The organism is Acinetobacter sp. SwsAc4, from assembly GCF_013391535.1.
GTDB lineage: Bacteria > Pseudomonadota > Gammaproteobacteria > Pseudomonadales > Moraxellaceae > Acinetobacter.
Genome location: NZ_JACAXC010000005.1, coordinates 23,499 through 49,347, shown reverse-complemented (window position 1 = coordinate 49,347; position 25,849 = coordinate 23,499). Strand labels below are relative to the sequence as shown.

Here is a 25,849-nt window from a genome sequence, read left to right as displayed (position 1 = left end):
ATTATTTCTCATCTTTTAAAATCATTGGGAAACCTGCCACACAGAACACCACTTTATTTGCTAATTGCCCTAAAGCTTGATGTAAACGTCCCGCTTCATCCACAAATCGACGGCTAATTTCACCCATAGGAACGACACCCAGTCCAGTTTCGTTACTCACTAAAATAATATGTGATTTGAGTTGGGGTAATAGGTTTAAAAATTTGTCTGTTTGCTGCTGTTGTAATTCAGCATGAGCGGATAACAATAAATTGGTGAGCCATAAGGTCAAACAATCCACCAAGATCACTTGATTATCTTGATCTAATTGCAACAGTTGATCCGCAAGAAAAATAGGTTCTTCACACAATTGCCAATCATCAGCACGTTGTTGTTGATGATGCGCAATACGCTGCTGCATTTCAGTATCTAAGGCCTGCGCCGTTGCAATATAAATGACCGATAAACCTGTCTCTTTGGCTGTTTGTTCTGCCAAACGACTTTTACCTGAGCGCGCCCCACCTAAAATTAGTTGCAACATGTCTAACCTAGTTCAATTTGCCGATAAGGATATAGGAATCCTTGTAAAATCTGTGCTTTATAATAACCAAAAGTCAGTTTTTTAACCTCAATATTTATAGTTTTTACCGAAAGTTGTTGCATCCGCTGAAGTACAATATCACTCAGCCAAGCTTCACGATACAAGCCTAAAGTAATATGCGGACAATATTCGAGTGCTGCAATTTCCCCAGATACTTGAGCAAATTGTTGACGAATTAGTTCTAGTACGCCCTGATGATCTTTAATCTGTAGAAACAAAGCACTACTAAAGCTATCGATCTGTATGATTTCAAGCTCAAAAGGTTTGAGCTGTAATGCTTCAATCAGCTTGATCTGCTGCTGTAATTGTTGAATCTGAAAATCGTCATCGTACTGATGAGCTGAAGGTTGTAAGAAACCACAAACAAATAGTGTAATGTGATATTGGCGTTGCTGTATAGCAAGTAATAGATCAGAAAACTGTGTTTGAATTTCATCTAAATATTGAATCAATTCAGGTTGATCAATCTCAATATACCAAAGCCCATAATCTGAACGGCCCTTGTGCCATTCGGGATAATCACGTATTTCGGTCGCAATCAACTGGGTGTCTGCTTCTAATAACACAACTTTAGCATTCTGTTTAAAGTTGTGTTATTCAAACATAAACCTAGATCGAAGTTAAGCTGCTTTACACTATAATCACTAATGCCTAAGCGGTTAGAGGTTTCAATTCCTCAGATTGTTGTGACATGAATACTTCGTCCTTGAGCTCTGTCTGAACCCCTTGATAGAGCTGGTTTAACAAGGCTTTCTTCTGATTTTTAGTAATGTCCATATGTTCGATATTGCTCTGGACATGCTTTACAATCTTAATCTCGTCCAGCCCAAGCATTTTTAGTGCATAGGCATAGCCATAAATTGCACCTTGCATTAACTTCTGATAAGGAAGTTGTTGCTGTACATGAGATTCTAAACTACCTAAAACACGCTCATTCAAATTGAGTTTACTAAGCGGATCACGAGCTACACGTTCACATGGATATTTATAAGCAGATCGACATGAGTTTAAAAAACTCTCAGCCATTCGATCCAATTGCTTTTTTTGATTTGGGATTAAATTAGCTAAACCTAATTTAACCTCATCAACCAGTCTTTCAGCATATTGTCGAACTGCTAAATCAGCCATCGCAATACCAATCGTCTCATACCCATTTAAACTGGCATACCAAGCAAGCATCACATGACAGCCATTCCACAAACGATTTTTAATGATTTGAATCTCAGAAATCTGATCCACCAAAATCATTTGACGCATTTTGCTCAACAATGGGCTGCGATTTTCCACATAAATCGGCATATCCATTTCACTATGGAATAGGATCAGATCCATATTTTGTAAGAATTGCCCTGTTTGAAACTGCCCACGCATGTCTTCTAAACAATGGGTAATCTGCTGTTCTTGCTTTACAGTCAGAGCAGTTTCCTCTGAAAGTTCAATCGTTTCTGGATTGAGATCATTTTGATATTGTTTGAACAGATTATGCTTAATATTGAGCTGACGATATAAGGCCTGATCCGTCAGTTTTGACACCATTCGATTGACCACGGTATCGCAAAAATAATGTTCACTTAAAATATGTTCTGCAATATCTTCATTCGTCATGGAAAGTAAGGCTTCACGGATGTGTTTCAAGACCAAATACTTTGCACACACTTTATTGAGAATAATCAAAAAGGTAATGGGCTCATTATTGTCCGCATCTGCTGACATAAAACGGGCGAATAGTCCCTTCGCAATCGTTTTCGCCTCGGACTCAATCGCTTGTTCTGGTAAACACAGTGCAATCAGGCTAGATTGCATATACATCTCTAACATCTGCTGTTCATTGTCAGCATCAATCACAGTCAGATTATCAATACGCTCATCATAACAAGACTGACCATATCGAATACTATAGCTACCAAAACTGTTCACTGATTCTAAATATAAGCGATTTCGGGTTGATGCCAGAATGCGTTTTGGGCGTGTGTAACCATCCCAATAGGACAAAATCTGTGCCACATATCCCCCACCAATAGCACCAAAGCCATGAATCCCAACAGTCAACTGATTGACACTTTGCGGAAATAATTCTTGTAATTGTGGCATACCTATTTCAGGGATATATTGATCCAAAGCATTCAGGCACTCATACATGTCCTGATAGTAAAAATTTGCTTTAGAAAGCATCTGATCATTGGGTTCTTTAATATCTTTGAATAAAATCGTGATTCCGCCTGCATCATAGGCTGAACAAATACCATTCTCCGAGTCTTCAAACATTAAACATTGTTGCGGTTGTAGATTGAGTTTCTGTGCGGCTTTTAAAAAGATTTCTGGATGCGGTTTACCTTTTTCAACTTCATCCCCACAAACCAACAAATCAAAAAATTTATAAACATTGGCATTAATTAGATATTCTTCTGCAATCGCACGACGACTGGAAGTCGCAACTGCCATTTTTAAACCTGATTTTCTTAAGCGTTCCAGAACTTGAATCAGTCCTTTTTTAATCGGTACACCATTTTTTCGCACAGACTCTAATTCAACCGCATCTGCACGTTTACGAATGGCAGTATAAGGAACATCTGTACCATAAAACTTTTGTGCTAACTGCTCCGATGCTTTGGCACTTAAGCCGAGACACTGCATCAAATATTCATCTGAAAATTCCTGTCCAATCAGCTCTTTTGATGCCTGTTTCAATGTCTGGAAGCGTAAATGCTCGGTATCAAACATTGTTCCATCAATATCAAAAATTGCCCCCTGAACAGGATAATCATGAAAAATCAGCATTGTTACTCCTCTGTTTTGTTATACTTTTTATAGAGTAACTAAAAAATAGGCTTAAAATTCAAATAGTAAACAAATGAAACAAATCTGATTAAAAAATAAACATAAAGACGACTCATAACAGCAATATATGACTGAAACAGTCGGAATACTTGCATTATGAGAAAAAAGATGAGTTGTTTTTAACCAAAATCCCTTTTATTCATCAAGTAGCAATGCAGTTTCAGCTTCTTTTCGAATCAACATCCAACTAAAATAAAGGCCAATCGATAGGGTTAAGAACAGTAATAAATAGAATGGGAAATGGGTATTAAAACGGTACAAAAATGTACTGAGTAAGGGGCCAACAATTAAACCTAATGCCTGTATCGCCGTACAAAAACTTGCCATTTTAACCTGTGATTGCTGAGATACCGCTTGGGCAGCGCCTGTAGTAAATGCAGGTAATAAGCACGCCATAGAAATACCATAAAAAATATAACTGGCCTGAAACACAAAAATTGTAGGTGTGTAGAGTGAAAGTAATAGACCAAAACACATGGTGACTAAACCAATAATCACCAAACTGTTTAATTTGAGTTTAAACACTTTCACGATTAAAAGTTGGGTCAGCACCAAACAGACCTCGACAACCAACATGCATTGAGAAAAATAAACTGCACTCTGTTGGCTACTGAGATAAAACTTATCCTGAATATAAAAACCTGCCGTCATATTTAAAGTCACAATTGCAACATAAGTGACAAAACCTAGAGTTAACCAGATCAGACTTTGCTTCAGAATTGGCTCATTCACTCGTGCATTATCTTTATCTTGTTGCGGATTGAATGACTCAGCCTGAACTTGCGGACTTTTACTAAACAGGATGCAGAGTGCAATACTGACTAAGCCAAGTAAAGCCACAGCAATCCACATTGGGAAAAGTAAACCACCAAACAATAAAACTGAGGTTGCAAACGGGCCGATAATCATCCCAAAACTATTCATCGCACCAAACATAGCCATTTGCTTGCTACGATCAGCAGCTTCACTCGCATGTGTCATTACATAACTTTGCAGGCCAATTTGCGGTAAAGCCATAAAAATACCTGTAGAAGCACGACTCAATACCAGTAAGATAAAAATCAATAACGTGGGTAAAATCGCTTGTGTTCCAAAATACAGAATCAAGGTGAAAATAGCCCAAGTAAAGGTCATTCCCCAAAAACCATAATTGACGAGTTGGTTGGGAGATAGCTGACTTTTCTTTTTCGCAATCCAGATCGATGCAATCGCCATACAGATTGCCCCTGCTGAAACAATCACACCACCTTGGAATTCAGATAAATGTAATTGTCGTGTCAATGGAGCAAGTAAAGGGAGAATCATGGAAAAACAAGTTCCATTGATCAAAGCAGCTAGCGCTAAAAACTTTAAATTATTGTTCATCATGAAATTCATCAAAAGAAAAGGCATCTAACAGATGCCTTTTTGATTAGATTAGTATTTGAGGGTATAACTCAAACCATAAGTACGACCTTGTGCAGCTAGACTAGAAATATCGCCATACACGGTCGAAACTGCTTGGCTATATACAGACTTATAATCAGTATTCCAAACGTTATAAACACCAAATCCTAATGTACCCGGACCGGCTTTCGCATTGGCAATCACATCCATCACTGCAAAACCTTTAATTTCTGCTGGTGGTCGGCTTCCATACTCAATTGCATCTTTACGCGCTTTATCTGTACCGCCAACTGCAAGAGTTTGAACGCGTAAACCTAGACCATCATTAAATTGCCAATCTGAATAGAGAGTCCCTTTTAAGGGTGCAACACGAATCGCATCTAACTCTTGCCATTTACCACTGGTATTTTTAAATTGACCACGTGTATAAGCCAAAGTACCACCGACATTCCATGCATCGGTAACAGCATACTTCACATTACCTTCTAGGCCATAAACACGTTCATCGGTATCAATCACTTCGATTGCAAAGTTTGGTGGACCAAATTTCAAAGATTTATCCGACTTGTTATAGAACGCCGTAAGCCCTGTGGTTAACGCATTGTCTTGTAGACGCCAACCTAGCTCAAAACTATTCACTTTAATTGGATCAATGGTTTGATTGCTTACAACAAAGTTTGCTGGAACGTCTCTGAGCATACGTTGTACGTCTGGTAAGTTTGCACCTTGAGAGAAATTGGCAAAGACTTGTTGAGCATCTGTTAAATGATAAACTGCGCCTAAGTTAAATAAAGTTGCATCATGCTTGACCGAACTACCATTTAAAGTTTTAGGACTATATCCTGAGACGAAGTCTGCAACCATCGCTTCAGAATAAGGAACAGAATCCTGTACTTGGCTATCAATACTCTCATGACGAACACCCGCCTGTAAATTTAAGCGCTCAGTGACTTCAAATTGGCTCTGTAAGAAGAAACCGAGTTTCTCAGTATCTACATCTGGACCAAAACCATAATTATTTAATGGTTTGAATTTCAAACCATTACTACTAATAAATGTATTCAAATCATATAACTGGGCTGTTGCTTTTCCTTTTTCCTTATCAAAATCCATTCCATACGTTAAATGTAAAGCTCGCTCTGCAAGATCCAGTTTACTCTGTAACGCTAACCTTGCACCAAATACATCAATATCCGTCTCAGACTGGGTAACAATATATGTTCCTCCACCTGGAATGGATGCATGTGCCAAAGTATTTGCACTCGTATAGAATCTACCTTTTTCAGTTCGATAGTAAGCCTCCGCATTTAAAGTCTGACCAAAGAAATCTTGGTTTTCATATTGTGCATTGACTGCTGCACGTTTCGTTCTTGGCTGAGTATTAAGTTCCAAACCTTTGACTGCTTTCTGGCTTGGTTTTGCACCTTTAACCAATAAAACAGCTAAACCTGGTCCATAATCTGCACCATAGTCACTGTCTTGTTCATCATTATAATATTGCGCACCAACGCTAATACTTTGCTTGTCAGCAAACTGCCAACCTAAACGCCCATTAACATCGATAGTTTCCGTATCTTGACGATCCGTTTGTGCGACTTCAGGTCCAATTCGGTCACCGTGGCTGTCTTGAATCTCACCGCGTTTGGTATAGCTTGCTCCTAAGAAACCATTCCAATCGCCTTGTTTAAACGCAGCGGATTGATATGCTTCATAAGCCAAAGCATCACTTTTAAAGTTATCGCCTGACGTTACACCGAGTTTGGATTCAAAATGAACCCCATAGGTCGACCCTTTTTTAGTAATGATATTGATGATACCGCCTGTTGCACCAGAACCATAAATACTACTTGCACCAGAGACCACTTCAACACGCTCAATCATATCAGGGCTAATACTATTTAATTGACGTGAACTATCACGCGAACCCGTTTGTGGTACACCATCAATCATATATTGGACTGTACGGCCACGCATGGTCATTCCATAGTTACTGGTAGTACCAGAACTTGGTGTTAGCGATGGAACTAATAAACCTAAAATATCTGCTGTACTTTTACCCGCAGCGGCTTGTTTTGCAATATCTTCTTGTTCAATGCGATACACCGTACCTGCAATTTCAGCAATACTTTGTGCTGAACGCGATGCTGTCAGTACAATAGGTGCAAGTTGGGTTGGTTTCTGACTTGTTACAGCAGCAGTCGTTTGAACAGATGCATCTGTTTCAACTGTTTGAGCATATAGCTGATTACTGATTGCTAAGCTTAACAGCGTTAATGATGTCGAAAGTGAACGTACTTTCATAAATTACCCCTAGGTGAGTTGTTCCGTTTGTTTTGCTTTGTGGATTAACACTTGGCTGAGCAAGACGCTCAACACAGATGCTGCTGCGAGAATGAGGTAGAAATTTCCATAACCAAATGCTTTGGCCAAGAAACCAGACATTGCACCGCCAATGAAATAAACCAGAAGTTCAAAACAGACCAAAATGGTAAAGTCTGTTCCAGCTTGTTCCTGAGAGCTGGTATGCATGAAGTGCGCATATAAAGCAGTCATTGCGACGTAACGAATCGCCAAAATAACCACAACAAATAGCCCCAATAACATTTGCCACTGATTAAACCAGCTGAATAAGACCGCGATGCCCAGTAAGGCATACACCAAACTGCGTGCCCAACCAGCCCAAATCAGTAATTGTGTTGCTGCAATTTTTTTTAACAGGAATGCGGCTGTTACTGCTGCCAATAAACCAATGCCCGCGCCAATCACAGACATTAGTACACCAATCTCTGCCAATGACCATTTTTGATCAATCAACATCGGATTCAGCATGGCCATTGCTGGCGCTTCGACTACGCGATAATAGACAATCAAAGCCAAGGCCCAAAGCATCTCAGGGCGCTTAAAGGCTCGAATCAGACTCGGTGCTTGCTTTGCAATTTTTTCAGTATTGGTTTTTTCTTTGATTTGAAACACTGCAAGCATGGTCAGTGCTGTCATTGCAGCTAAACAAATCAGCGCGGTTTGCCAACCATACAATTGATACAGCCACAAAGTTGCAGCACCACCAATCATACTGCCCAGTGCCACACCAATACTTTGTGCCATACTGCCTAGGCGATATTCGGATTCAGAAAAGGTTTCAACGGTATAACCATCTATCGCAATATCTTGGGTTGCGGCAAAGGTTGAAATCCATAGACCGACAATGACAAAGATACTTAGACCGTAATCGAATTGTGTCAAAGCTAAGGCAACGACACCGAATACCAAGGCAATTTGAGTGAATAAAAGCCAAGTTTTACGTTTACCAAGTGCCTTAAAATAAAAACGATCAATTAAGGGCGCCCAAAAAAACTTAAAGGCCCATGGGATATACAGTAGCGACAACATGCCAATCCAACGCAGATCGACCCCTTGATGACGTAGAATCGCAGGTAAGGCAACATTGTAAAAGTACAGTGGCAATGCATGTGCAAGGTACAACACCACCACCACAGTTAAACTCAGTGCAGAAACTGTTTTGATTGGAAAATCTTGGTCAGGTTTTATGTGTTGATTCATAAGTACCTCTGCATCGCCCATTGCACGGCATCGGTCTTTTCTAAACTGACAAAATAAGGAACATGCCAGGCTTTTTGCAAAGCTGGCGTGTCTAATCGAATACGATCTGCCTCATCTTGGGCAATGCGAGCAAGGCCTAAACAATATTGATAAAAATCTTGTTTATATTGTTTGTACCATTTCCCCTGAATGACCCGATATTCTTCAGGAAATTCAGTATTTACATCGGTTTGTATGATCAACACGAAATTTTGCTTATGTTCGAAATAGTGCTGAATCCGTGCTAACCATTGTTCAAATTCTGCAACAGAGACATTCGCCGCAAAGCGCATGTCTAAGATATGCATTTCATTGATATATAAGCTCATGTAACACTCAGAAGTTTGGCTGGCTGATCTGCTAGCTGTTGTTGTGATGTTTGGTAATATTCACCAAACTTGTTATAGAAAGTTTCTCTAAAGCAGTGGTACAACATCGCTGTTTTTTCAGGCATCGGTATTAAACGTTGGCTTTCATAACAAAGCTCTACCACCACTGCTGCATAAGGTTTAACGGTATGATCTGGCTCACCCACAATTTTTTTCGCTTGTGAATGTTCAAAAATATAGAAGCTGAGCAAACGAATGGCTGGATGTAAAAGACCTTACTAAACAATGACTTACCACCAAAAAGTAAATGCCAACCTAAATCATTGTCATCACCTTCGTAATAACGACCTAAACGATCACGCTTACCTTCATAGATCTCGGTATAACCCACATCTTTGCTATCCACACCCACAATCAATAAACGTTGATGGTCATCTGCCAGCATCTTGTCGAAGTAAACCTGTAAATCCAGTTCTGACTTATTCAATTGCCACTGTGGAATAACATGTGGCTCATGCATCCATTGATGTAGCAAAGGAATATCTTGTGGGTATTGCACTTGGCGTAAGTAGTATTGTGTGCCATCTTCGTGGTATTCAAAATAATCTGGTAATTGCTGAGAAATAGTTTTCATATCGAACCTTAAACCTTGGCTAAACGCTTGTTGTTGCAGACTTTGCTGATTTTTATTAAGCAAGTGACCTTTGCCAGTTTCTTGCGTATATGCGTTGACGAAGTGTTGTATCGCCAACCGATTGGCAAGTGATTGCATCTGTCGGTATCCTCTTATAAAGAGAGAGTTAATTTTTTTCGAATGTTTTGAGCTCTAAACAAACCTTATTACAATGGCATTCATCGTAATTGCTATTATTAATGATAATAATTATCATTAATAATAGCAATTATAAAATAACTTAGCCTTTTGAACTTAATACTTTGTTTTTTATTGTGAAAAATTAATTTAGATCAAGAAAAATACAAAAGATAATAATTCTCATTATTAAATATTTTAATTATGATTCATTCTTTTATTGTTTTTATAAATCAAATAAAAAGGGCTTTATGTTTTAAAGCCCTTTTAAATATATTAACAATCTAAAACATCTGAAAATGTAGCTTCCAGTAACCTAGCTAGATCAATTGGGTTAAGACCAATGTCCAACCCCCTTTTTCCACCACTTACATAGATCTTATTTAATGATTTCGCTGTTTCATCTATTACAGTTTTGAGTCGTTTTTTCTGCCCTAGAGGACTAATTCCACCTACTAAATAACCAGTTAAACGTTCAGCATCTTTTGGATTGGCCATTTGTAACTTCTTACACCCTATTGCTGATGCAACTTTTTTTAAATTTAATTGATAATTCACTGGCAAAACTGCGATGAAATAATTTTTTTCATCGGTGACCATTAGCGTTTTGAATACTTCATCTACATTTAGATTGAGTTTTTCTGCGGCTTCTAAGCCAAAACTTTTTGCATTTACATCATGTTCATATTCATGAATTGTGAATGCTATTTTATTTTTTTCTAATAACTTACAAGCTGGAGTCATTTTTTTTCAGTTCTTTGCTTTAGTGATTAAAGTAGTATAAGTGTAGCATTTAAAAATTAAGGATTAAATTTACTTAGGCTATTTTTGAGATAAATCTATTCTTGATAAACACTCAATTAACCACATATATTTGCTAATAGTAAACAGAATGAGCTCAAGCAACGATGAGTTATAAACATAATAATTTGATGGCAATGCGTCAGAATTATTGGGATGATGAGTCATCTACTACTGTGCAAGAAGAGAAAATTTTTCTTCGGAATACTTTGATTGAAGAAGGTATTTTTAAAAATGCGACTTTAGACGACACCAAGTATTTTTTCTTTACATTACCCAGTATCATTATTGTGAAAGCTCATGCTTTAGGCTTTCATCATAGTCATGTAAAGCGTATGTTGATTGCTCATATTCATACTAATCGTGCTGCTTTAATGAGAAAATCTAATCTAAAAATTCAGTTTAGGATTTAGGACATCTGTATACGAAAGCCAAATTTGAAAGTTAAATTTTACTTAGGCTATTCTGATTTATTGACCTAATTCACAAATTTAGACTGACAATTCAAGAGATTGAACTATTTTAATACGTTCAAAAGCTGTAATATCCGCTACAATTTAAGTCTCGGCTTTCAACCCTCCGATTTCAGCATAGGATTTTTCTTTCATGTCAGATCAGAACGATAAGCTTAAGAATCTAAAAACCTCCTCTGTAGATCGTCGCTTATCTATTGCAAAAGCCTCTTTACTCGCTGGAACACGTTGGGCGACTGCTAGCGCTACTTCAATTTTTTCTAGTGAAGAAGAAAAAGAGAAAAAGCGTAAAAAAGCCATGGCTGAACAAGCTCATTATTTAGTTTCTGAAATAGGAAAACTAAAAGGATCAATCGTAAAGATTGGTCAAATGATGGCTTTATACGGCGAACATTTCTTACCTGAAGAAATTACACAAGCATTAAATACACTGAACAATCAAACTGTCGCACTAGCTTGGCCTGCAATCAAAGCGCATTTGCAAGAACAGTTAGGTTCAAAATTAGATGAACTCACGATTGATCATGAACCAATCGGTACAGCCTCACTTGCTCAAGTTCATCGTGCGACACGTAAATCAGATGGTTTGGAGCTAGTCTTAAAGATTCAATATCCAGGTGTCGCTGAAGCAATTGATTCAGACATGAACCTTTTCAGGAACATGTTAAAACTCACGCGTATGGTGCCGCAAACACGTGAATTTGATCAGTGGTTTGATGAAGTTCGTGAAATGATGCATCGAGAAGTCGACTATGACATCGAAGCCGCGACAACTCGCCGCTTTGCTGCACGCCTCAAAGATGATCCTCGTTATATCGTTCCTGAAATTGTCGATGAATTTTGCGCTAAAAAAGTGTTGTGCATGACCTTTGAACGTGGTGTGCCTGTAAATAGCCCTGTCATGCTCTCCCTCCCCCAAGAACGTCGTAACCAATTAGGCGAAGCTTCTTTGGAAATTGCAGTACGTGAGCTGTTTGAATGGGGCGAAATGCAAACCGATCCGAACTTCGGTAATTATCTTGTTCGTTTGGGTAACGGCGATGATGTAAAGGACAAAATCGTTCTCCTCGACTTTGGTGCAATTCGTCAGTTCGATGAGAATTTGCTCACTGTTGCACGTAACCTGATCCATGCTGGTTATAACCATAACAAAGATGAAATGGTTAAAGCGATGACAGGCTACGAGTTCTTTGATGCAATGCCTGAAAGTATCAAACCAGGTATGGCAGATGTGTTCCTTATCGCCACAGAAGCATTTAGCTGTCCAGCTAACAATCCTGACATGCCAGCAGGTGTAATGGATGAGCAAGATCGCTACGATTGGAAGAAAAGCCAATTGCATAGCCGTGTCATGCAACAGGCAGCACAGTCTATGGCATCGCGCTATTTCTCGGTTCCACCAAAAGAATTTATGTTTATTAGCCGTAAGTTTATTGGTGCATATACGTTTATGACCGTGATCGAAGCAAAGACCAATGTACGAAAAATGATTCGTCAGTTTGCATAAGCACTATATCTAAAGTCATTTTGACCAATCTGATTTGTCAGTTTGGTCAATTTTTTTAAAAATTTATTTTTCTGATATTTTTTTTATTCATTTAAAAACAATAAGATAAAATCTATATACGAATCATTTTACCCTTTATCTTTCTTAATTTAGCACGTCAAACAAGACATAGTTTTTTTGACTAGAGCATGTCAGCATAATTTTACAACCATCCTCTAGGATAAAATCATGTCGAATATGATGAATAAAGCTCAAGGCTTTGGGCTATCTTTGATCACTAAAATCGCAGGAAGCGAAGTATTAGATCAACTCAAATTAAGAAAATTTGTAGAGAAATCATTATATCAAGGATCAAAAACAGGTTTTAAAGTACTGAATAAAACACAAAAAGCTTTTAAACCACAAGCAATTGATAAGCAACGCCTCCCGAATCAAGTTAATAAAAATTTGTTTGATCTCAGTCTGACTGAAGAACAGCAAATGACGGTTGATGCAATGTCTCAATTCGCTGAAGAAGTTTTATATGCTTTAGCGCATGACGCTGATCATCAAGCACAATTCCCAGAACAACTTTGGCAACATTTGGTCGACTTAGGTTTGAACTACTATGCGTTACCTGAAGCATCAGGTGGTGTTGCCGCTGAACAAAATATTGTCAGTAATATACTAATCGCTGAAAGTTTGGCAAAAGGTGATTTCAGTTTAACAGCAGGTCTGCTCAGCACATTTAGCGTTATTAATGCAATTACCCGTTGGGGTTCAACACAAGTTCAATCGATGTATTTGCCTGTGTTTGCTGAGGATAATGACGTTACCGCAACATTTGCATTTCAAGAAGCGACTCCTGCATTTAATCCATATCAGTTAAAAACCAAAGCAACTGAACAAAATGGACAAATGACCATTACAGGTGAAAAGACGTTGGTAATTTTGGGTGATACAGCCGATGTATTCCTTGTCAGTGCCGAGTTTAACGGTCAACCTGATATTTTTGTTGTACAGTCAAATGAAACGATTGCAATCAAAGCTAATCCAGCAATGGGATTAAAAGCAACTGAAACAGCAACACTCCATTTCAATCAAACACCAGCTTTACGCTTAGGCGATACTGATTTTGATTACACTGCATTTGTCGACCTTGGAAACTTAATGTGGTGCGCCATGGCGATTGGTACAGGAGAAGCAATCAAAGCTTACTGTATTAAATATGCCAATGAACGTACTGCTTTTGGCGAACCCATCTCGCATCGTCAAAGTGTTGCTTTCATGATTGCGGATATGGCCATTGAAATTGATGCTATGCGTATGTTGGTTTTAAATGCAGCGAGCTTAGCTGAAGCGGGTCAACCATTTCATCGTGAAGCTTACCTTGCGCGTTTACTTTGTGCTGAAAAATCTATGAAAATTGGTACAGATGGTGTTCAAATCTTAGGTGGTCATGGTTTTACTAAAGAGCATCCTGTTGAACGTTGGTATCGTGATCTACGCGCAACCGCTATCTTACATTCTGGCTTACATGCGTAATTTTGGAGAATAATAATGAACTTACAAAATCCGAAAAAATTTAAAATGTTGGTTGATCAGGCACATGAAACTGCAATCAATGTTTTGCGTCCAATCTCACGCAAATATGATAAAGCTGAACATGCCTATCCAAAAGAACTCGATATGCTCGCTGCCCTATTGGATGGTATGAATGAAAGTGGCGAAGGTGTGGGTGCTGCCAATGCGAGTAAACGAGGGACAGCGAACCCAGATGCCATTGTGAATGGCGGTAACATGTCTGCGGCACTTGGTATTATTGAAATGTGTTATGGTGATACAGGCTTACTGCTCAGTATGCCACGTCAAGGCTTAGGCAACTCTGCCATTGCAGCAGTTGCCAATGATGAACAACTTGAACGTTTCAAAGGGACTTGGGCTGCTATGGCGATTACTGAACCTGGTTGTGGTTCAGACTCAGCGGCTATTCGTACAACAGCAACCAAAGATGGTGATGATTACATCTTAAATGGAGAAAAAATCTTTGTCACTTCTGGTGAACGTGCTGACTCAGTTGTAGTTTGGGCAACCCTAGATAAAAAGCTGGGTCGTGCTGCGATTAAATCTTTCGTTGTACCTAAAGGTACAGTAGGTATGAAAGTTGAACGTCTGGAACACAAGCTCGGGATTAAAGCCTCAGATACGGCGGTGATTAGCTTTACGGACTGCCGTGTACCTGCTGCAAATTTATTGGGTAATCCAGAAATTGATGTTGCTAAAGGTTTTGCTGGTGTTATGGAAACTTTTGATAACACTCGTCCACTTGTTGCAGCTATGGCGGTTGGTTGTGCCAAAGCTTCATTGGAGCGTATCAAGGAAATTTTCAAAGACCAGCTTGATCCTGACTACAAAACACCATATTTACAAACCTCAAATTTAGCCGCACAGATTTACCGTATGGAAGCTGAGTGGGAAGCTGCTCGCCTACTTATGATTAAAGCCACATGGATGGCTGACAATAAAAAGCCCAACTCTAAAGAAGCTTCGATTGCCAAAGCCAAAGCTGGACGTGTTGGTAATGAAATTACGCTCAAATGCGTCGAATTAGCTGCAAGCGTGGGCTATGGTGAAGATGAGTTATTAGAAAAATGGGCACGTGACTCAAAAATCCTTGATATTTTTGAAGGTACACAACAGATTCAACAGCTCATTATTGCTCGTCGTGAATTGGGTAAATCTTCGAGTGAATTGAAATAAATACCCATTTTAAACAAAAAATTTAAAAAGGACGTTATTTACGTCCTTTTTATTTCCATATAGCGCGCGCTATCGCATCGTCACAAACTCTTCCGCAGATGTTGGATGAATCGCAACGGTATTATCAAAATCTTTTTTCGTCGCTCCCATTTTTAAAGCAACCGCAAAACCTTGCAGAATCTCATCCATGCCAAAACCGATACCGTGAATACCGACAATTTTTTCATTTTCACCCACACAGACTAACTTCATTTTGGTCGGCTGACGATGTTGCGTAATGGCGCTATACATCGCAGTAAATGATGAATTATAAACTTTCACAACTTGCTGACCATATTTATCAATCGCTTCTTGCTCAGTTATCCCTACTGTTCCAATCGGAGGATGACTAAACACAACCGTTGGAATATTATCGTAATCTAAATGCTCATCTGGCTTATGATTGAATAATCGCTCAGACAATTTACGACCTGCTGCAACTGCGACAGGTGTCAGCTCCATTTTCCCTGTGATATCTCCCACCGCATAAATGCCTGTTTGGGATGTATTCTGGAATTTATCGACTTGAATATATCCTCGATCATCGAGCTGTATATTGGCTTTTTCTAAATTCAAGCTCGCCGTATTTGGCTCACGGCCTGTTGCCCAAATCAAGCAATCGACAGTATGACTTTCGCCACTTTCTAAATGTAATACGACAGAGCCATCGGCATTCTTGGTGATTTTTTTAGGAACAGCTTGTGTATGTATAGTAATTCCATCTGTTTGCATCACTTCAACCAAAGTTTCACTTAAGAAAGAGTCAAAACGTCGAACAGGTAGATCTTTACGGATAAATAATCCAACTTGTGAACCTAAAGAATTAAGTACCCCAGCCAATTCAACTGCAATATAACCCGAACCAATCACAGCAGTAGTTTTAGGTAAAGCCGTTAGTTCAAAGAAACCATTCGAATCAATGCCATATTCAACACCATCAATATCAGGCAATGATGGCTGTGTCCCCGTTGCAATCAGGATATGATCTGCTGTGAATTTCTCACCGTTGACTTCGATAGTATTTTTATCAATAAAATGAGCTGCACCATGGATTAAATCAACTTTATTTTTGCTTAGGCTATTTTGATAGGACTGATGAATACGTTCTATATAAGCTTGACGATTTTTGACCAGTGTCTGCCAATCGAAAGATTCAACTTTACTGTTAAAGCCATAATCAGGACCATATTTTTGAATTGATTCAGCAATATGTGCCGCATACCACATAACTTTTTTAGGCACACAGCCGACATTGACGCAGGTTCCACCAATTTCAGCCTTTTCAATCAAGGCGCATTTCTTCCCATACATCGCAGCACGGTTAACTGATGCAATTCCACCACTACCACCACCAATCGCAATATAATCATAATGTTTTGTCATCATCGCCTCATGCTGTAATTACACAATTATTTTTAAGTACTCTTTATAAATATACAGCAACATGATGCAAAAACTTTTGTTTTTTAAATTTTTAATACAAGAAAAAAGCACTGACCATGAATGATCAATGCTTCTGCTTTGGGAAAGTTTTAAGTTATTCGGCTGCCACGGCTTCAACTGAAGTTTCAACTAAAGATTGATCCAAGACACCAAATTTCTTAAATAGTTTTGCACGACGTTTTGGATAGATATTGGCTTTATTCAAATCACCTTTGTAGTGATCAAATACACGCTTATCCATCATTTTTGACCATAGTGGTGGAATTAATGCTGGTAATAGCATTGTTGCATAACCACTAGGTAATTCTGGTGCTTCATCAAAATGGCGCAGTGCTTGGAATGGACGTGTCGGATAGGCATGATGATCTGAATGACGCTGTAATTGATACAAGAATAAGTTGGTCACAATATTGTTATTGTTCCAGCTATGCTCTGGCATCGTACGTTCATATTTACCATTCTTATCTTTTTGACGTTTTAAACCATAATGTTCAATATAATTAATGATTTCAAACAAGCTAATACCGTAAAAAGCTTGAGTCGCTAAGTAAGGAATTACACCTTTACCGAATAATCCGATCATTGAACCATGAAAGGCAGCACTCATTCCCCAGCCTTGCAATAATTCATTTTCAGTTGACCAGAATTCTTTACCTTTACGTTTCAAACGATTAGTTTCAATGTCAACAGCAGATTTAAAAGAACCAATGACAGTACGGGGCCAGAACTCATAGAATGTTTCACCCATCTGGGAAGATGCTGGATCTTCTGGTGTCGCAGCACGTTTATGGTGACCATATGGATGCTCTACACGGAAATGGTTATATCCAGTAGGCACAAGTGCCAAATGCGACAGAATATGGTCTATACGGTCATGCTTATGGCTGAGTTCATGTGCGGTATTAATCGCAATACCATTCACTGCACCCATTGAAATACCCAATAGGATTTTATCGATAAACGAAGTATCTTTACGGCTAGATAAATAACATGCGTAAAAATTAGCTGCATATTGTAATGGAAGAAAGCTTTTCACTAAGCGTGAATAATACGGATCTTTTTCAAGTAGTTTAATATCTTCATCAGTTGGGTTATTTGCGTCTTTTCCAATCAATGCGTCAATTGCTGGAATAACGATGTGCAAAACAATTGGCCCGCCTAATGCAAAGATTTTTTTCAGTGGACGAGGTGCAAATTGATAACCTGCTAAAATGCCAATTCCAATTGCAGGTAAAGCTGGGCTAATTGCCCATAAATAACGTTTACGATCCAATTCAGTTTTCGATTTTGAAATGCTTACTGGCGTAAGTTCTTGCTCAACATTTACTGGTGCATTCATCATCTTATCCATGTCTTTGTATATATGTATATTTTGATGAATTATGAATTTCATGACAGTTGCAAGCGTCCAAAAAACCTATGTCAAAGTCTTTGGCATCATCACCCCTGTTTTTGTCCTATAAACACATATTGAGTTATTACAGTAGCTCTCTATAATTTAAAATGAATACATAATTTAAAAATCATATGGATGCTTTAAGTAAAATATTTGCTGATATACATTTAAATCACACTGAATATATCTACTTGAAAACTCAGGGAGAATGGAGTTTTATCTGTCAGGATCAAACCGCCCTGATTGTTTATATTGTTTTAGTTGGTTCAGTTTTCATTCAAATTGATTCACAAAATAGTTTAACTGCTCATGCTGGTGAAATTGTCCTAATTCCTTCTGGAACAGCACATACGGGTGCCGATAACTCCATCACAAAGCTTGTGAATGCAGTCGATATTTCAAAATTGTTTAATGGACATAAGAATGATGCTGTTGAATTTGGCACTGAATCAGCAGAAAAGAACCTGATTTTAGCGGTACGCTGCCAAATTGACACCATCATGGCACGTCCATTTATTCAAGCGTTACCTTCAATCATTCATATTCAACACGGAGAAAATACAGCACCTGAATGGTTACAAATTGGTTTACACTTTTTAGCATTAGAGACACAAAATATTCAGGCTGGCAGAGATATTATTATTGACCATCTGGTGAATATCTTACTCATCAAGTGTATTCGGGATCATATCCAGCAAATCTCAAATCAACATGGATGGCTAAGCGCTTTAAATCATCCTGAGCTCAGCAATAGCCTTGCTGCAATTCATAACCATCCTGAAGATGCATGGACAGTTGAAACCCTTGCAGAACAATGCTGCATGTCGCGTTCAAAATTTGCAAGTTTATTTCATGAGGTGATCGGAGAATCTCCCTTGGCTTATCTACAACAACATCGTATGCGCTTAGCGAGCCAATATTTACGTAAAAGTAATTACTCCATTCATCTGATTGCAAACAAAGTGGGCTATTCTTCTGAAACAGCATTTAGCCAAGCATTCAAACGAACTTTTGAAGTATCACCCAAGCAATATCGACAACAATTCATCGAAGCAGAAAATTAGAATATAAAAAAAGACACCTCGGTGTCTTTTTTTATTTCTGTAAATTTTAACGGACAATACCGCGTGTAGACTTTTCGAGTGAATCAATAAACAATTGTGCTTCAGGCGTCTTCGTCAGTATGTCGCTACGAATCTGTTCAATCGCTTGCTCAGTGGTTAAACCAGCCTTATAAATCAGCTTATATGCTTCTCTTAAACCCTGAATCGTGTCTCGAGTCCAACCCTTACGTCGCATGCCTTCAATATTCATACCATATGCATGTGCAGGATTACCAGATGCCATCACGTAAGCAGGAACGTCCTTAAGAATTAAAGCTGCTCCACCAATCATGCTATATGAATCAATACGACAGAACTGATGAATACCCGCATTACCGCCTACAATAACATGATTGCCGACATGGACATGACCTGCAACGCCTACATTATTGGCAAAAATATTGTGATCACCAATTACACAGTCATGCGCAATATGGGTATTCACCATGAATAAGTTATGACTGCCAATTTTTGTTATTGCGTTATCCTGAACGGTACCTCTATGCAAAGTACAATGTTCACGAATAAAGTTATTATCCCCAATCTCTAGCCATGTTTCTTCACCTTGATACTTTAAATCTTGGCAAATTTCACCGACACTCGAAAACTGAAAAATATCATTATTTTTTCCAATTTTCGTAAAACCGCCAATTACCACATGTGAACGTAATTTAGTCCCAGTATCAATCGTTACATTTGGACCAACAATACAATACGGTCCAATTTGTACATCAGATGCAATTTCTGCAGATGGGTCAATAATTGCGGTTGGGTGAATTAGTTTTTGACTACTCATGTCTGCTCAATTTTTTGGTGGGAAATCATGATCTCGGCTGTTGCAGCGACAATACCGTCGACACTAGCCTTGCAATTGTACTTGTAAATGCCACGTTTTTGCATCACTAGTTCTGATTTTAAGACAAGCTGGTCACCAGCAACAACTTGTTTCTTAAATCTTACTTTTTCTGCGCCAGCAAATAAGAACAATGATCCTTCTTTTGGCTTTTGATTTGTCAAAACAAAACCCAATATACCTGAGACCTGAGCAAGCGCTTCAATAATCAACACACCCGGCATAATCGGGTATGTCGGGAAATGACCTTGCAAAAACTCTTCATTAATAGAGACATTTTTATAGCCGACAATACTATTCTCAGTTATTTCTGTAACTCTATCAACAAGCAAAAAAGGATAACGATGCGGTAAATATTCACGAATCGTAAGAATATCCATGGGTAATTCAGGCATTGTAAATGCTGGAGATGTAGACTCAGTCATAATAAATTATTTACGTAACTTAAAGGTTGATTCAAGGGACTCTAATTGAGCTTGCATATGATCAAGCCTTTTAGTGATTTGGGTCAATGGCACATCTGCTAATTGTCTAAGGCGTACAACAGTTCTTTTCCAGTGACTATTTTCAAACAGTCCAATTCCAGAAGAAAAGGTTCCCGACTCAGAAATACTTTTTGTGACCATTGACATTCCAGTAAGCGTCACATTATTCGCAATATTTAAATGCCCTGCAACTGCGCTGCCACCACCGATAATACAGTTTTTGCCAATTCGGACACTTCCAGCGATTGCCGTGTTTGCAGCGATGGCTGTATGTTGATCAATTTGAACATTGTGAGCAATTTGCACAAGGTTATCAATAATGACGCCATCTGCTAAAATTGTGTCATCTAATGCGCCACGATCAATACTACAATTTGAACCAATACGGACATCATTACCGATTCTTACCGAACCGAGTTGAGCAATACGGTGCCATTTTCCTTGATAAGGTGCAAAACCAAAACCTTCTGATCCAATCACCGTATTCGCATGAATACGAACCCGATGTTTTAACTTTGCACCGCCAGTAATCGTGACATGTGCATCAATGAAACAGTCGTTACCAATTTCAACATCATCATCAATAAAAGCATGTGCTTGGATAATTGTATTATCTCCAATAACACAATGCTCACCAATGACAGCATAGTGTCCTATATAAGCATTATCAGCCACAATCGCAGAAGGATGAATTTGAGCAGTACTTTCGATACCTCTTTGAGAAACTTTCTTCTCAAATAAATGTGTAAGAGTTGCAAAAGCGAGATAAGGATTTTCTACAACGATAAAATTTTGCTTCGATGATAATTGTTGTTTTAATGCAGTTGTCACAATATAAACACCTGCTTCGCTTGCTTCAGCTTGTGCTAAATATTTTTCACCATTTACAAAACAAATGTGATGATTTTGTGCCTGTTCCAAACTAGACAAATTAGAAATTTTAAAATCTTTATCACCAAAAAGCTCACCTTTTACAAGATGAGCTATTTCTTCTAAACGATAAATACGTCTATTCATTGATTATTTCAGTGCGTTAACCTTTTGGATCATTTTATCAGTTAAATCATACTGAGCGTCAGAGGCAATTGTTGAATTTTTATTCAAAATAAGATCTAAATTATTTTCTTTTCTTAATTGCTCAGCGACTTGCTTCACTTTTCCTTCAAATGCAGTGTTCATTGACTGTAATGTAGACTGTACTTTAGTCTGTAAACCCTGTTGAGTTGTATTGAACTCATTTAACTTAGCTTGATACAGCGCAGTCATTTTTTGAATATCTGCTTGATTCATCTTAGGACCATCAGTTTGCGCTTTTTGCTGCATAGTTTCCAATTCTTTGCCTAATTGTTCTAATCGTGTCGATGTTGGTTTAACTGATTGGCCAAGAGCAGCATTTTGTTGTTTAAGATATGTGCTACTTTCAACTACGCGAGCTAGATCAACAACACCTATACCAGCAGCATTCGTCATAGCAGAAACCGTTAAACCTAAGCCTAACATCAACATCGTTAATTTTTTCATTATTTCGTCCTTTTATATTTTAAGAGCTTAAAGGCCGTACTTAGAAAGTACGACCAATTTCGAATTGAATAGATTTGGTATTATCACCACTCTTATCATTAAGTGGATAAGCATAACTTAATGATAATGGGCCTATCATCGTAATCCATGTGAAACCAGCACCAACACTATAACGCATATTACTAAAATCAAATTTATAGTTGTCATTACAGTATTGTTTGATATCAACAGCACTACTACCTACCAGAATATTGCCCTTTGGTACACTACATTGTGTATCGAATACTTGTGCACCTTCGGCAAACAATACTGGTCGAACCTGACGTGCCCAGTCACCTTTAAATGGTAATGGCAATGCTAATTCTGTTCCGAATTGAATCAAAGCATTACCGCCGACCTTTTCACGAGCTGGGTCATTTTTACCAGTTTCCTGGAAAATTACACTTGGGTACTTTGGACCCAATGAACTATTGTCATAACCACGTACCGAACCATAACCACCTGCATAGAAGTTTTTATAGAATGGCAGATCATTACCATAACCTAACTTGCCATAACCTCTAAGCACAAAACCCATAGGTAATGATTTGAATGCCTGAGCATCATAAGTCATTTTTTGATAGTCAACATCACTACCTGGAAGGCCTACTTCTAGACCAACACGGTGCGACATACCTGACGTCGGAAAAAGTGGTCTGTTCAAGGTGTTATAAGACCAACCTAAATTCAAAGTATAAGTTAGGAAACTACCCTCGAAAGCACTATTATAAGTAATCTCACCACCTGGTTTACATTTACCTGTATAGTTACCATCTAAATCTTTATCTAATTGGTCTTCAGGACAATAAGTGTTCTGTGCAGTTGCTTTACCACCATTTGCCAACAAATAATCACGAATGTATGTAGATACTCTTGGACCTGTTCTTACTTTAGTTTCATCGATACCTAAAGACGCACTAATACTCTGATTTTCATCAATTGGGTATCCGAAACTTAAACTACCACCGACACTATCAGTAACATAGTTATTAACGTTATAGTTCTCACTTAACTTCGTTTTTCGATAATAAACGTTATAACCACGACTCACGCCATCAATAGTAAAATATGGATCCGTTACACTTAAGTTATAATAGTCTTGTGTTACAGAACGAGATAAATCAATCGCAACACGGTTTCCAGTACCCATAAAGTTGGTTTGGCTTAAACCTGCTTGGAAAGTAATACCACCATTTTGAGAATAACCAACCGCAAGTGTCGTTGTACCAGAGTGTTGCTCTTCGACATTAATATTTAAATCAACTTGGTCTGGTGAATTAGGTACACGAACAGGTTTTACATCAACAGTTTTAAAGAAACCTGTACGTTCCAGACGCACTTTGGACAAGTCAATTTTTTCATTGCTTGCTAAAGCACCTTCCATTTGGCGCATTTCACGACGTAATACTTCATCAGCTGTTTTACTATTTCCAGTAAAGTTAATACGACGAACAGTGACTTGCTGACCAGGGTTAATATAATAATTTAGATTCACAATCCCTGTTTGATTATTAATTTCAGGTACAACATTCACTTCTGCATAGTAATAACCTGCATTACCATATTTGCGAAGTAGCAACTGCTTAACGGCATTTACTTTTTCTTGTGAATAAGTTTCACCATCTTTATATAATTTTAGTGCTTTTAATTCTTCAGGTTTATAGAGTGCATCGCCTAAGAATTTGGTTTCACCAAACTTAAATTGACTACCTTCATCAACTGAAACCTCAATAAAGATGTGCTTTTTATCTTCGCTAATGTTGAGTTGTGAATTGATAATATTAAAGTTGATATAACCTTTATTCAGATATAGAGCTCGTAACGCTTCTAAGCTTGCTGCCATTTTTTCACGTGCATAGCGATCATTACGTGTAACAATAGAAGCCCAACCGCTTTCTTTAACTGCAAAAGCTTGCTTAATATCACTATCACTAAATACAGTATTACCAATGATATTAATATCAAATACTTTTGCAGCAGTACCTTCATTAAAATTAAGCTTAAGCTCAACACGGTTATTTGGTCTAGCAACAGTATCAATTGTTACATCTGCATCATAACGACCTTGCTGAGTATATTGTTGTTCAAGCTCAGTCTCAATAATCTGTAATGCAGATTTCTTGAACACTTCGCCTTCAGCAATACCCATCTTTTTTAAGCCCTGTTCTAAGGCTTCTTTAGGGATAAGTTTATTGCCTTTGAATTCCAATTTTGAAATGATTGGACGCTCTACAACTTTAAACACTAATACGTCTTTTTCTTTATAAGCTTTAATGTCATCAAATAAACCTGAAGCATATAAACTACGGATCGCCTCAGCAATTATTGGATCACTTACTCTATCGCCACTATTTATTGGTAACATAGAATAGATACTTGCAGGTGTTAAACGCACGAGGCCATCAATTCGTATATCTTGTGCAAGAAACTCATCTGCTGCGTATGCTTGTTGTACCACTGCCATCGCACTAACCAGTGCCAAAGGCATTAATAAATGTGTGTGACGCATGCCCATATATTTTCCAGTAAGTTAAATTCCGTTTGCGTTTTTTATAAACGCATGAAGTCGTTAAATAAAGCCAAAAGCATCATGCTACCGAGCAGTACCATACCAACTTTTAGACCAAACATCTGTATTTGTTCAGAAACAGGTTTACCACGAATTGCTTCAATAAAGTAATAAACTAAATGACCGCCATCAAGCATCGGTATTGGTAATAAATTTAAAATTCCTAAACTAACACTCATCAATGCCATAAAAGAAATAAAGGTTTGCCACCCCATTTCAGCACTCTGTCCTGCAACTTTAGCAATCGTAATAGGACCTGATAAGTTATCCAATCCAATTAGTCCACGTACCATTTTCGTAATCGAACTAAAAATCATACCTGACAATTGTGTTGTTTTTTCAACAGCAACCCCGAAAGCTTCTACAGGTGAATATTGAATAGTTTGTTTATAGTCATTCGGAATTGTGATTTTACCTGCATCACTTTTCACTCCGAGAACACCACTCATATTACCCATATTGTCACGTTGACCTTGAGGCATCACTTGTAAATGAACCAGTTTGCCTTGACGTAGCACATCAATATTTAAGAGTTTTTCAGGTGAATTTTGTACAACATCAACGACATCAAACCAATCTTTCATTGCAACGTTATTAATCGCAACAATTTTGTCTCCGACTTTCATACCTTGACGTATTGCAGCACCATCAGCACTCAGTTCTTTTACGATCGCTGGAATCACAGGACGATAAGGTAAAAACCCTAACTCATCCAAAGGCGATTGGCTCTGATCTTTTAGAAAATCTTTAATCGGTAAACTAAACTGTTTTTCAGTTCCAGTACGCTCAACGACAATTGAAACCTGACCTGTCTCTCCAACACGATTAACTAAAGCGTAGTTTAGTTTTTCCCATGTCGGTGTCGTTTGACCATCAACCATTACTACTTTATCGCCAACATGTAAATTAACTTGAGCAGCAGGTGTATTTGGTACAATCTTACCAATACGTGTATTTAATTGTTCCTGAGCTGGTAAAAACAAAATCCAAAACAATAAAACAGCAAAAATAAGATTAATCAGCGGTCCAGCAGCAACAATTGCAATACGTTTCCAAGGTGACTGACGATTAAACGCATAAGGTAAATCTTGCTCAGCAACATTACCTTCACGCTCATCTAACATTTTGACATAACCACCTAGCGGCAATGCAGAAAGCTGGTATTGTATACCTGATTTTTTCGATTGCCATTTAAGCAAAGTAGGTCCAAAGCCAATAGAATAGACTAAAACTTTAACACCTAATTTACGTGCGACCCAATAATGACCAAACTCATGAATCGCGATCAGTGGGCCTAATAATAAAATCGCCGCAACAATCATAAATAGTGCGCTCAT

21 protein-coding genes and 1 pseudogene are annotated in these 25,849 nt (G+C 38.2%); 5 read left to right on the top strand and 17 right to left on the bottom strand.

The window, feature by feature from the left end; all coding sequences use genetic code 11:
* Window position 1: 1 nt before the first annotated feature.
* From cobU to ybaK, 9 genes and pseudogenes are all read right to left on the bottom strand, one after another.
* Window positions 2-520, bottom strand: a complete 519-nt coding sequence (gene cobU / locus HYG88_RS04440) for a bifunctional adenosylcobinamide kinase/adenosylcobinamide-phosphate guanylyltransferase (protein WP_087545026.1) — start codon at window positions 518-520, stop codon at window positions 2-4.
* A 2-nt stretch (window positions 521-522) separates the two neighbouring features.
* Window positions 523-1,146: a 2'-5' RNA ligase family protein gene (locus HYG88_RS04435; RefSeq protein ID WP_087545027.1), complete on the bottom strand. Its 624-nt coding sequence runs from the start codon at window positions 1,144-1,146 to the stop codon at window positions 523-525.
* 85 nt (window positions 1,147-1,231) lie between these two features.
* The gene (gene mtlD, locus HYG88_RS04430) at window positions 1,232-3,358 is read right to left on the bottom strand and encodes a bifunctional mannitol-1-phosphate dehydrogenase/phosphatase (protein WP_178882655.1); all 2,127 of its coding nucleotides are present in this window, start codon (window positions 3,356-3,358) and stop codon (window positions 1,232-1,234) included.
* Window positions 3,359-3,553: 195 nt separating this feature from the next.
* Window positions 3,554-4,810: an MFS transporter gene (locus HYG88_RS04425; protein WP_306172536.1), complete on the bottom strand. Its 1,257-nt coding sequence runs from the start codon at window positions 4,808-4,810 to the stop codon at window positions 3,554-3,556.
* Between the two features lie 24 nt (window positions 4,811-4,834).
* Complete coding sequence (locus HYG88_RS04420; protein WP_005160271.1) at window positions 4,835-7,105, bottom strand: TonB-dependent receptor; 2,271 nt, start codon at window positions 7,103-7,105, stop codon at window positions 4,835-4,837.
* A 9-nt stretch (window positions 7,106-7,114) separates the two neighbouring features.
* On the bottom strand, window positions 7,115-8,365 hold the full coding sequence (locus tag HYG88_RS04415; RefSeq protein ID WP_005160272.1) for an MFS transporter: 1,251 nt from the start codon (window positions 8,363-8,365) through the stop codon (window positions 7,115-7,117).
* On the bottom strand, window positions 8,362-8,733 hold the full coding sequence (locus tag HYG88_RS04410; protein WP_005160275.1) for a hypothetical protein: 372 nt from the start codon (window positions 8,731-8,733) through the stop codon (window positions 8,362-8,364). The genes HYG88_RS04415 and HYG88_RS04410 overlap by 4 nt, the downstream gene beginning before the upstream one ends.
* Window positions 8,730-9,367: pseudogene (locus HYG88_RS04405) on the bottom strand (GNAT family N-acetyltransferase). The gene HYG88_RS04410 and the pseudogene HYG88_RS04405 overlap by 4 nt, the downstream one beginning before the upstream one ends.
* 453 nt (window positions 9,368-9,820) lie before the next feature.
* Window positions 9,821-10,288, bottom strand: coding sequence for a Cys-tRNA(Pro) deacylase (ybaK, locus tag HYG88_RS04400; protein ID WP_005160285.1), 468 nt, complete (start codon window positions 10,286-10,288; stop codon window positions 9,821-9,823).
* A 164-nt stretch (window positions 10,289-10,452) separates the two neighbouring features.
* Here ybaK and HYG88_RS04395 point away from each other — a divergent pair, with 164 nt between their 5' ends.
* From HYG88_RS04395 to HYG88_RS04380, 4 genes are all read left to right on the top strand, one after another.
* Window positions 10,453-10,758 carry a hypothetical protein gene (locus HYG88_RS04395; protein WP_005160288.1) on the top strand — a complete coding sequence of 102 codons (306 nt, stop codon included), beginning with the start codon at window positions 10,453-10,455 and terminating at the stop codon, window positions 10,756-10,758.
* Between the two features lie 193 nt (window positions 10,759-10,951).
* On the top strand, window positions 10,952-12,325 hold the full coding sequence (locus tag HYG88_RS04390; RefSeq protein WP_005160290.1) for an AarF/ABC1/UbiB kinase family protein: 1,374 nt from the start codon (window positions 10,952-10,954) through the stop codon (window positions 12,323-12,325).
* Between the two features lie 237 nt (window positions 12,326-12,562).
* A complete protein-coding gene (locus HYG88_RS04385; protein WP_178882666.1) occupies window positions 12,563-13,849 on the top strand; it encodes an acyl-CoA dehydrogenase family protein in 1,287 nt (428 codons plus the stop codon).
* 15 nt (window positions 13,850-13,864) lie between these two features.
* Window positions 13,865-15,064, top strand: a complete 1,200-nt coding sequence (locus HYG88_RS04380; RefSeq protein WP_087537071.1) for an acyl-CoA dehydrogenase family protein — start codon at window positions 13,865-13,867, stop codon at window positions 15,062-15,064.
* A gap of 69 nt (window positions 15,065-15,133) precedes the next feature.
* On the opposite strand, the gene gorA is transcribed toward HYG88_RS04380, so the two are convergent.
* The gene (gene gorA / locus HYG88_RS04375; protein ID WP_178882653.1) at window positions 15,134-16,486 is read right to left on the bottom strand and encodes a glutathione-disulfide reductase; all 1,353 of its coding nucleotides are present in this window, start codon (window positions 16,484-16,486) and stop codon (window positions 15,134-15,136) included.
* Between the two features lie 154 nt (window positions 16,487-16,640).
* On the bottom strand, window positions 16,641-17,885 hold the full coding sequence (locus HYG88_RS04370; RefSeq protein ID WP_178882652.1) for an alkane 1-monooxygenase: 1,245 nt from the start codon (window positions 17,883-17,885) through the stop codon (window positions 16,641-16,643).
* 188 nt (window positions 17,886-18,073) lie between these two features.
* Between HYG88_RS04370 and HYG88_RS04365 the strand changes: the two genes are divergently transcribed.
* Complete coding sequence (locus HYG88_RS04365) at window positions 18,074-19,006, top strand: AraC family transcriptional regulator (protein WP_178882651.1); 933 nt, start codon at window positions 18,074-18,076, stop codon at window positions 19,004-19,006.
* A 46-nt stretch (window positions 19,007-19,052) separates the two neighbouring features.
* On the opposite strand, the gene lpxA is transcribed toward HYG88_RS04365, so the two are convergent.
* From lpxA to rseP, 6 genes are read right to left on the bottom strand one after another with little or no spacing between them, the layout of a single operon-like run.
* Window positions 19,053-19,841 (bottom strand): acyl-ACP--UDP-N-acetylglucosamine O-acyltransferase, encoded by a 789-nt coding sequence (lpxA, locus tag HYG88_RS04360; protein WP_178882650.1) that lies wholly within the window; start codon window positions 19,839-19,841, stop codon window positions 19,053-19,055.
* Window positions 19,838-20,323, bottom strand: a complete 486-nt coding sequence (gene fabZ / locus HYG88_RS04355) for a 3-hydroxyacyl-ACP dehydratase FabZ (RefSeq protein ID WP_005160297.1) — start codon at window positions 20,321-20,323, stop codon at window positions 19,838-19,840. Before fabZ ends, lpxA begins: the two co-directional genes overlap by 4 nt.
* 6 nt (window positions 20,324-20,329) lie before the next feature.
* Window positions 20,330-21,400, bottom strand: coding sequence for a UDP-3-O-(3-hydroxymyristoyl)glucosamine N-acyltransferase (gene lpxD / locus HYG88_RS04350; RefSeq protein WP_178882649.1), 1,071 nt, complete (start codon window positions 21,398-21,400; stop codon window positions 20,330-20,332).
* A gap of 3 nt (window positions 21,401-21,403) precedes the next feature.
* Entirely contained in the window at window positions 21,404-21,904 is a 501-nt protein-coding gene (locus HYG88_RS04345; protein WP_005160299.1) for an OmpH family outer membrane protein, read from the bottom strand.
* A 40-nt stretch (window positions 21,905-21,944) separates the two neighbouring features.
* A complete protein-coding gene (gene bamA / locus HYG88_RS04340) occupies window positions 21,945-24,458 on the bottom strand; it encodes an outer membrane protein assembly factor BamA (RefSeq protein ID WP_005160300.1) in 2,514 nt (837 codons plus the stop codon).
* A gap of 35 nt (window positions 24,459-24,493) precedes the next feature.
* A complete protein-coding gene (gene rseP, locus HYG88_RS04335; RefSeq protein ID WP_034602691.1) occupies window positions 24,494-25,849 on the bottom strand; it encodes an RIP metalloprotease RseP in 1,356 nt (451 codons plus the stop codon).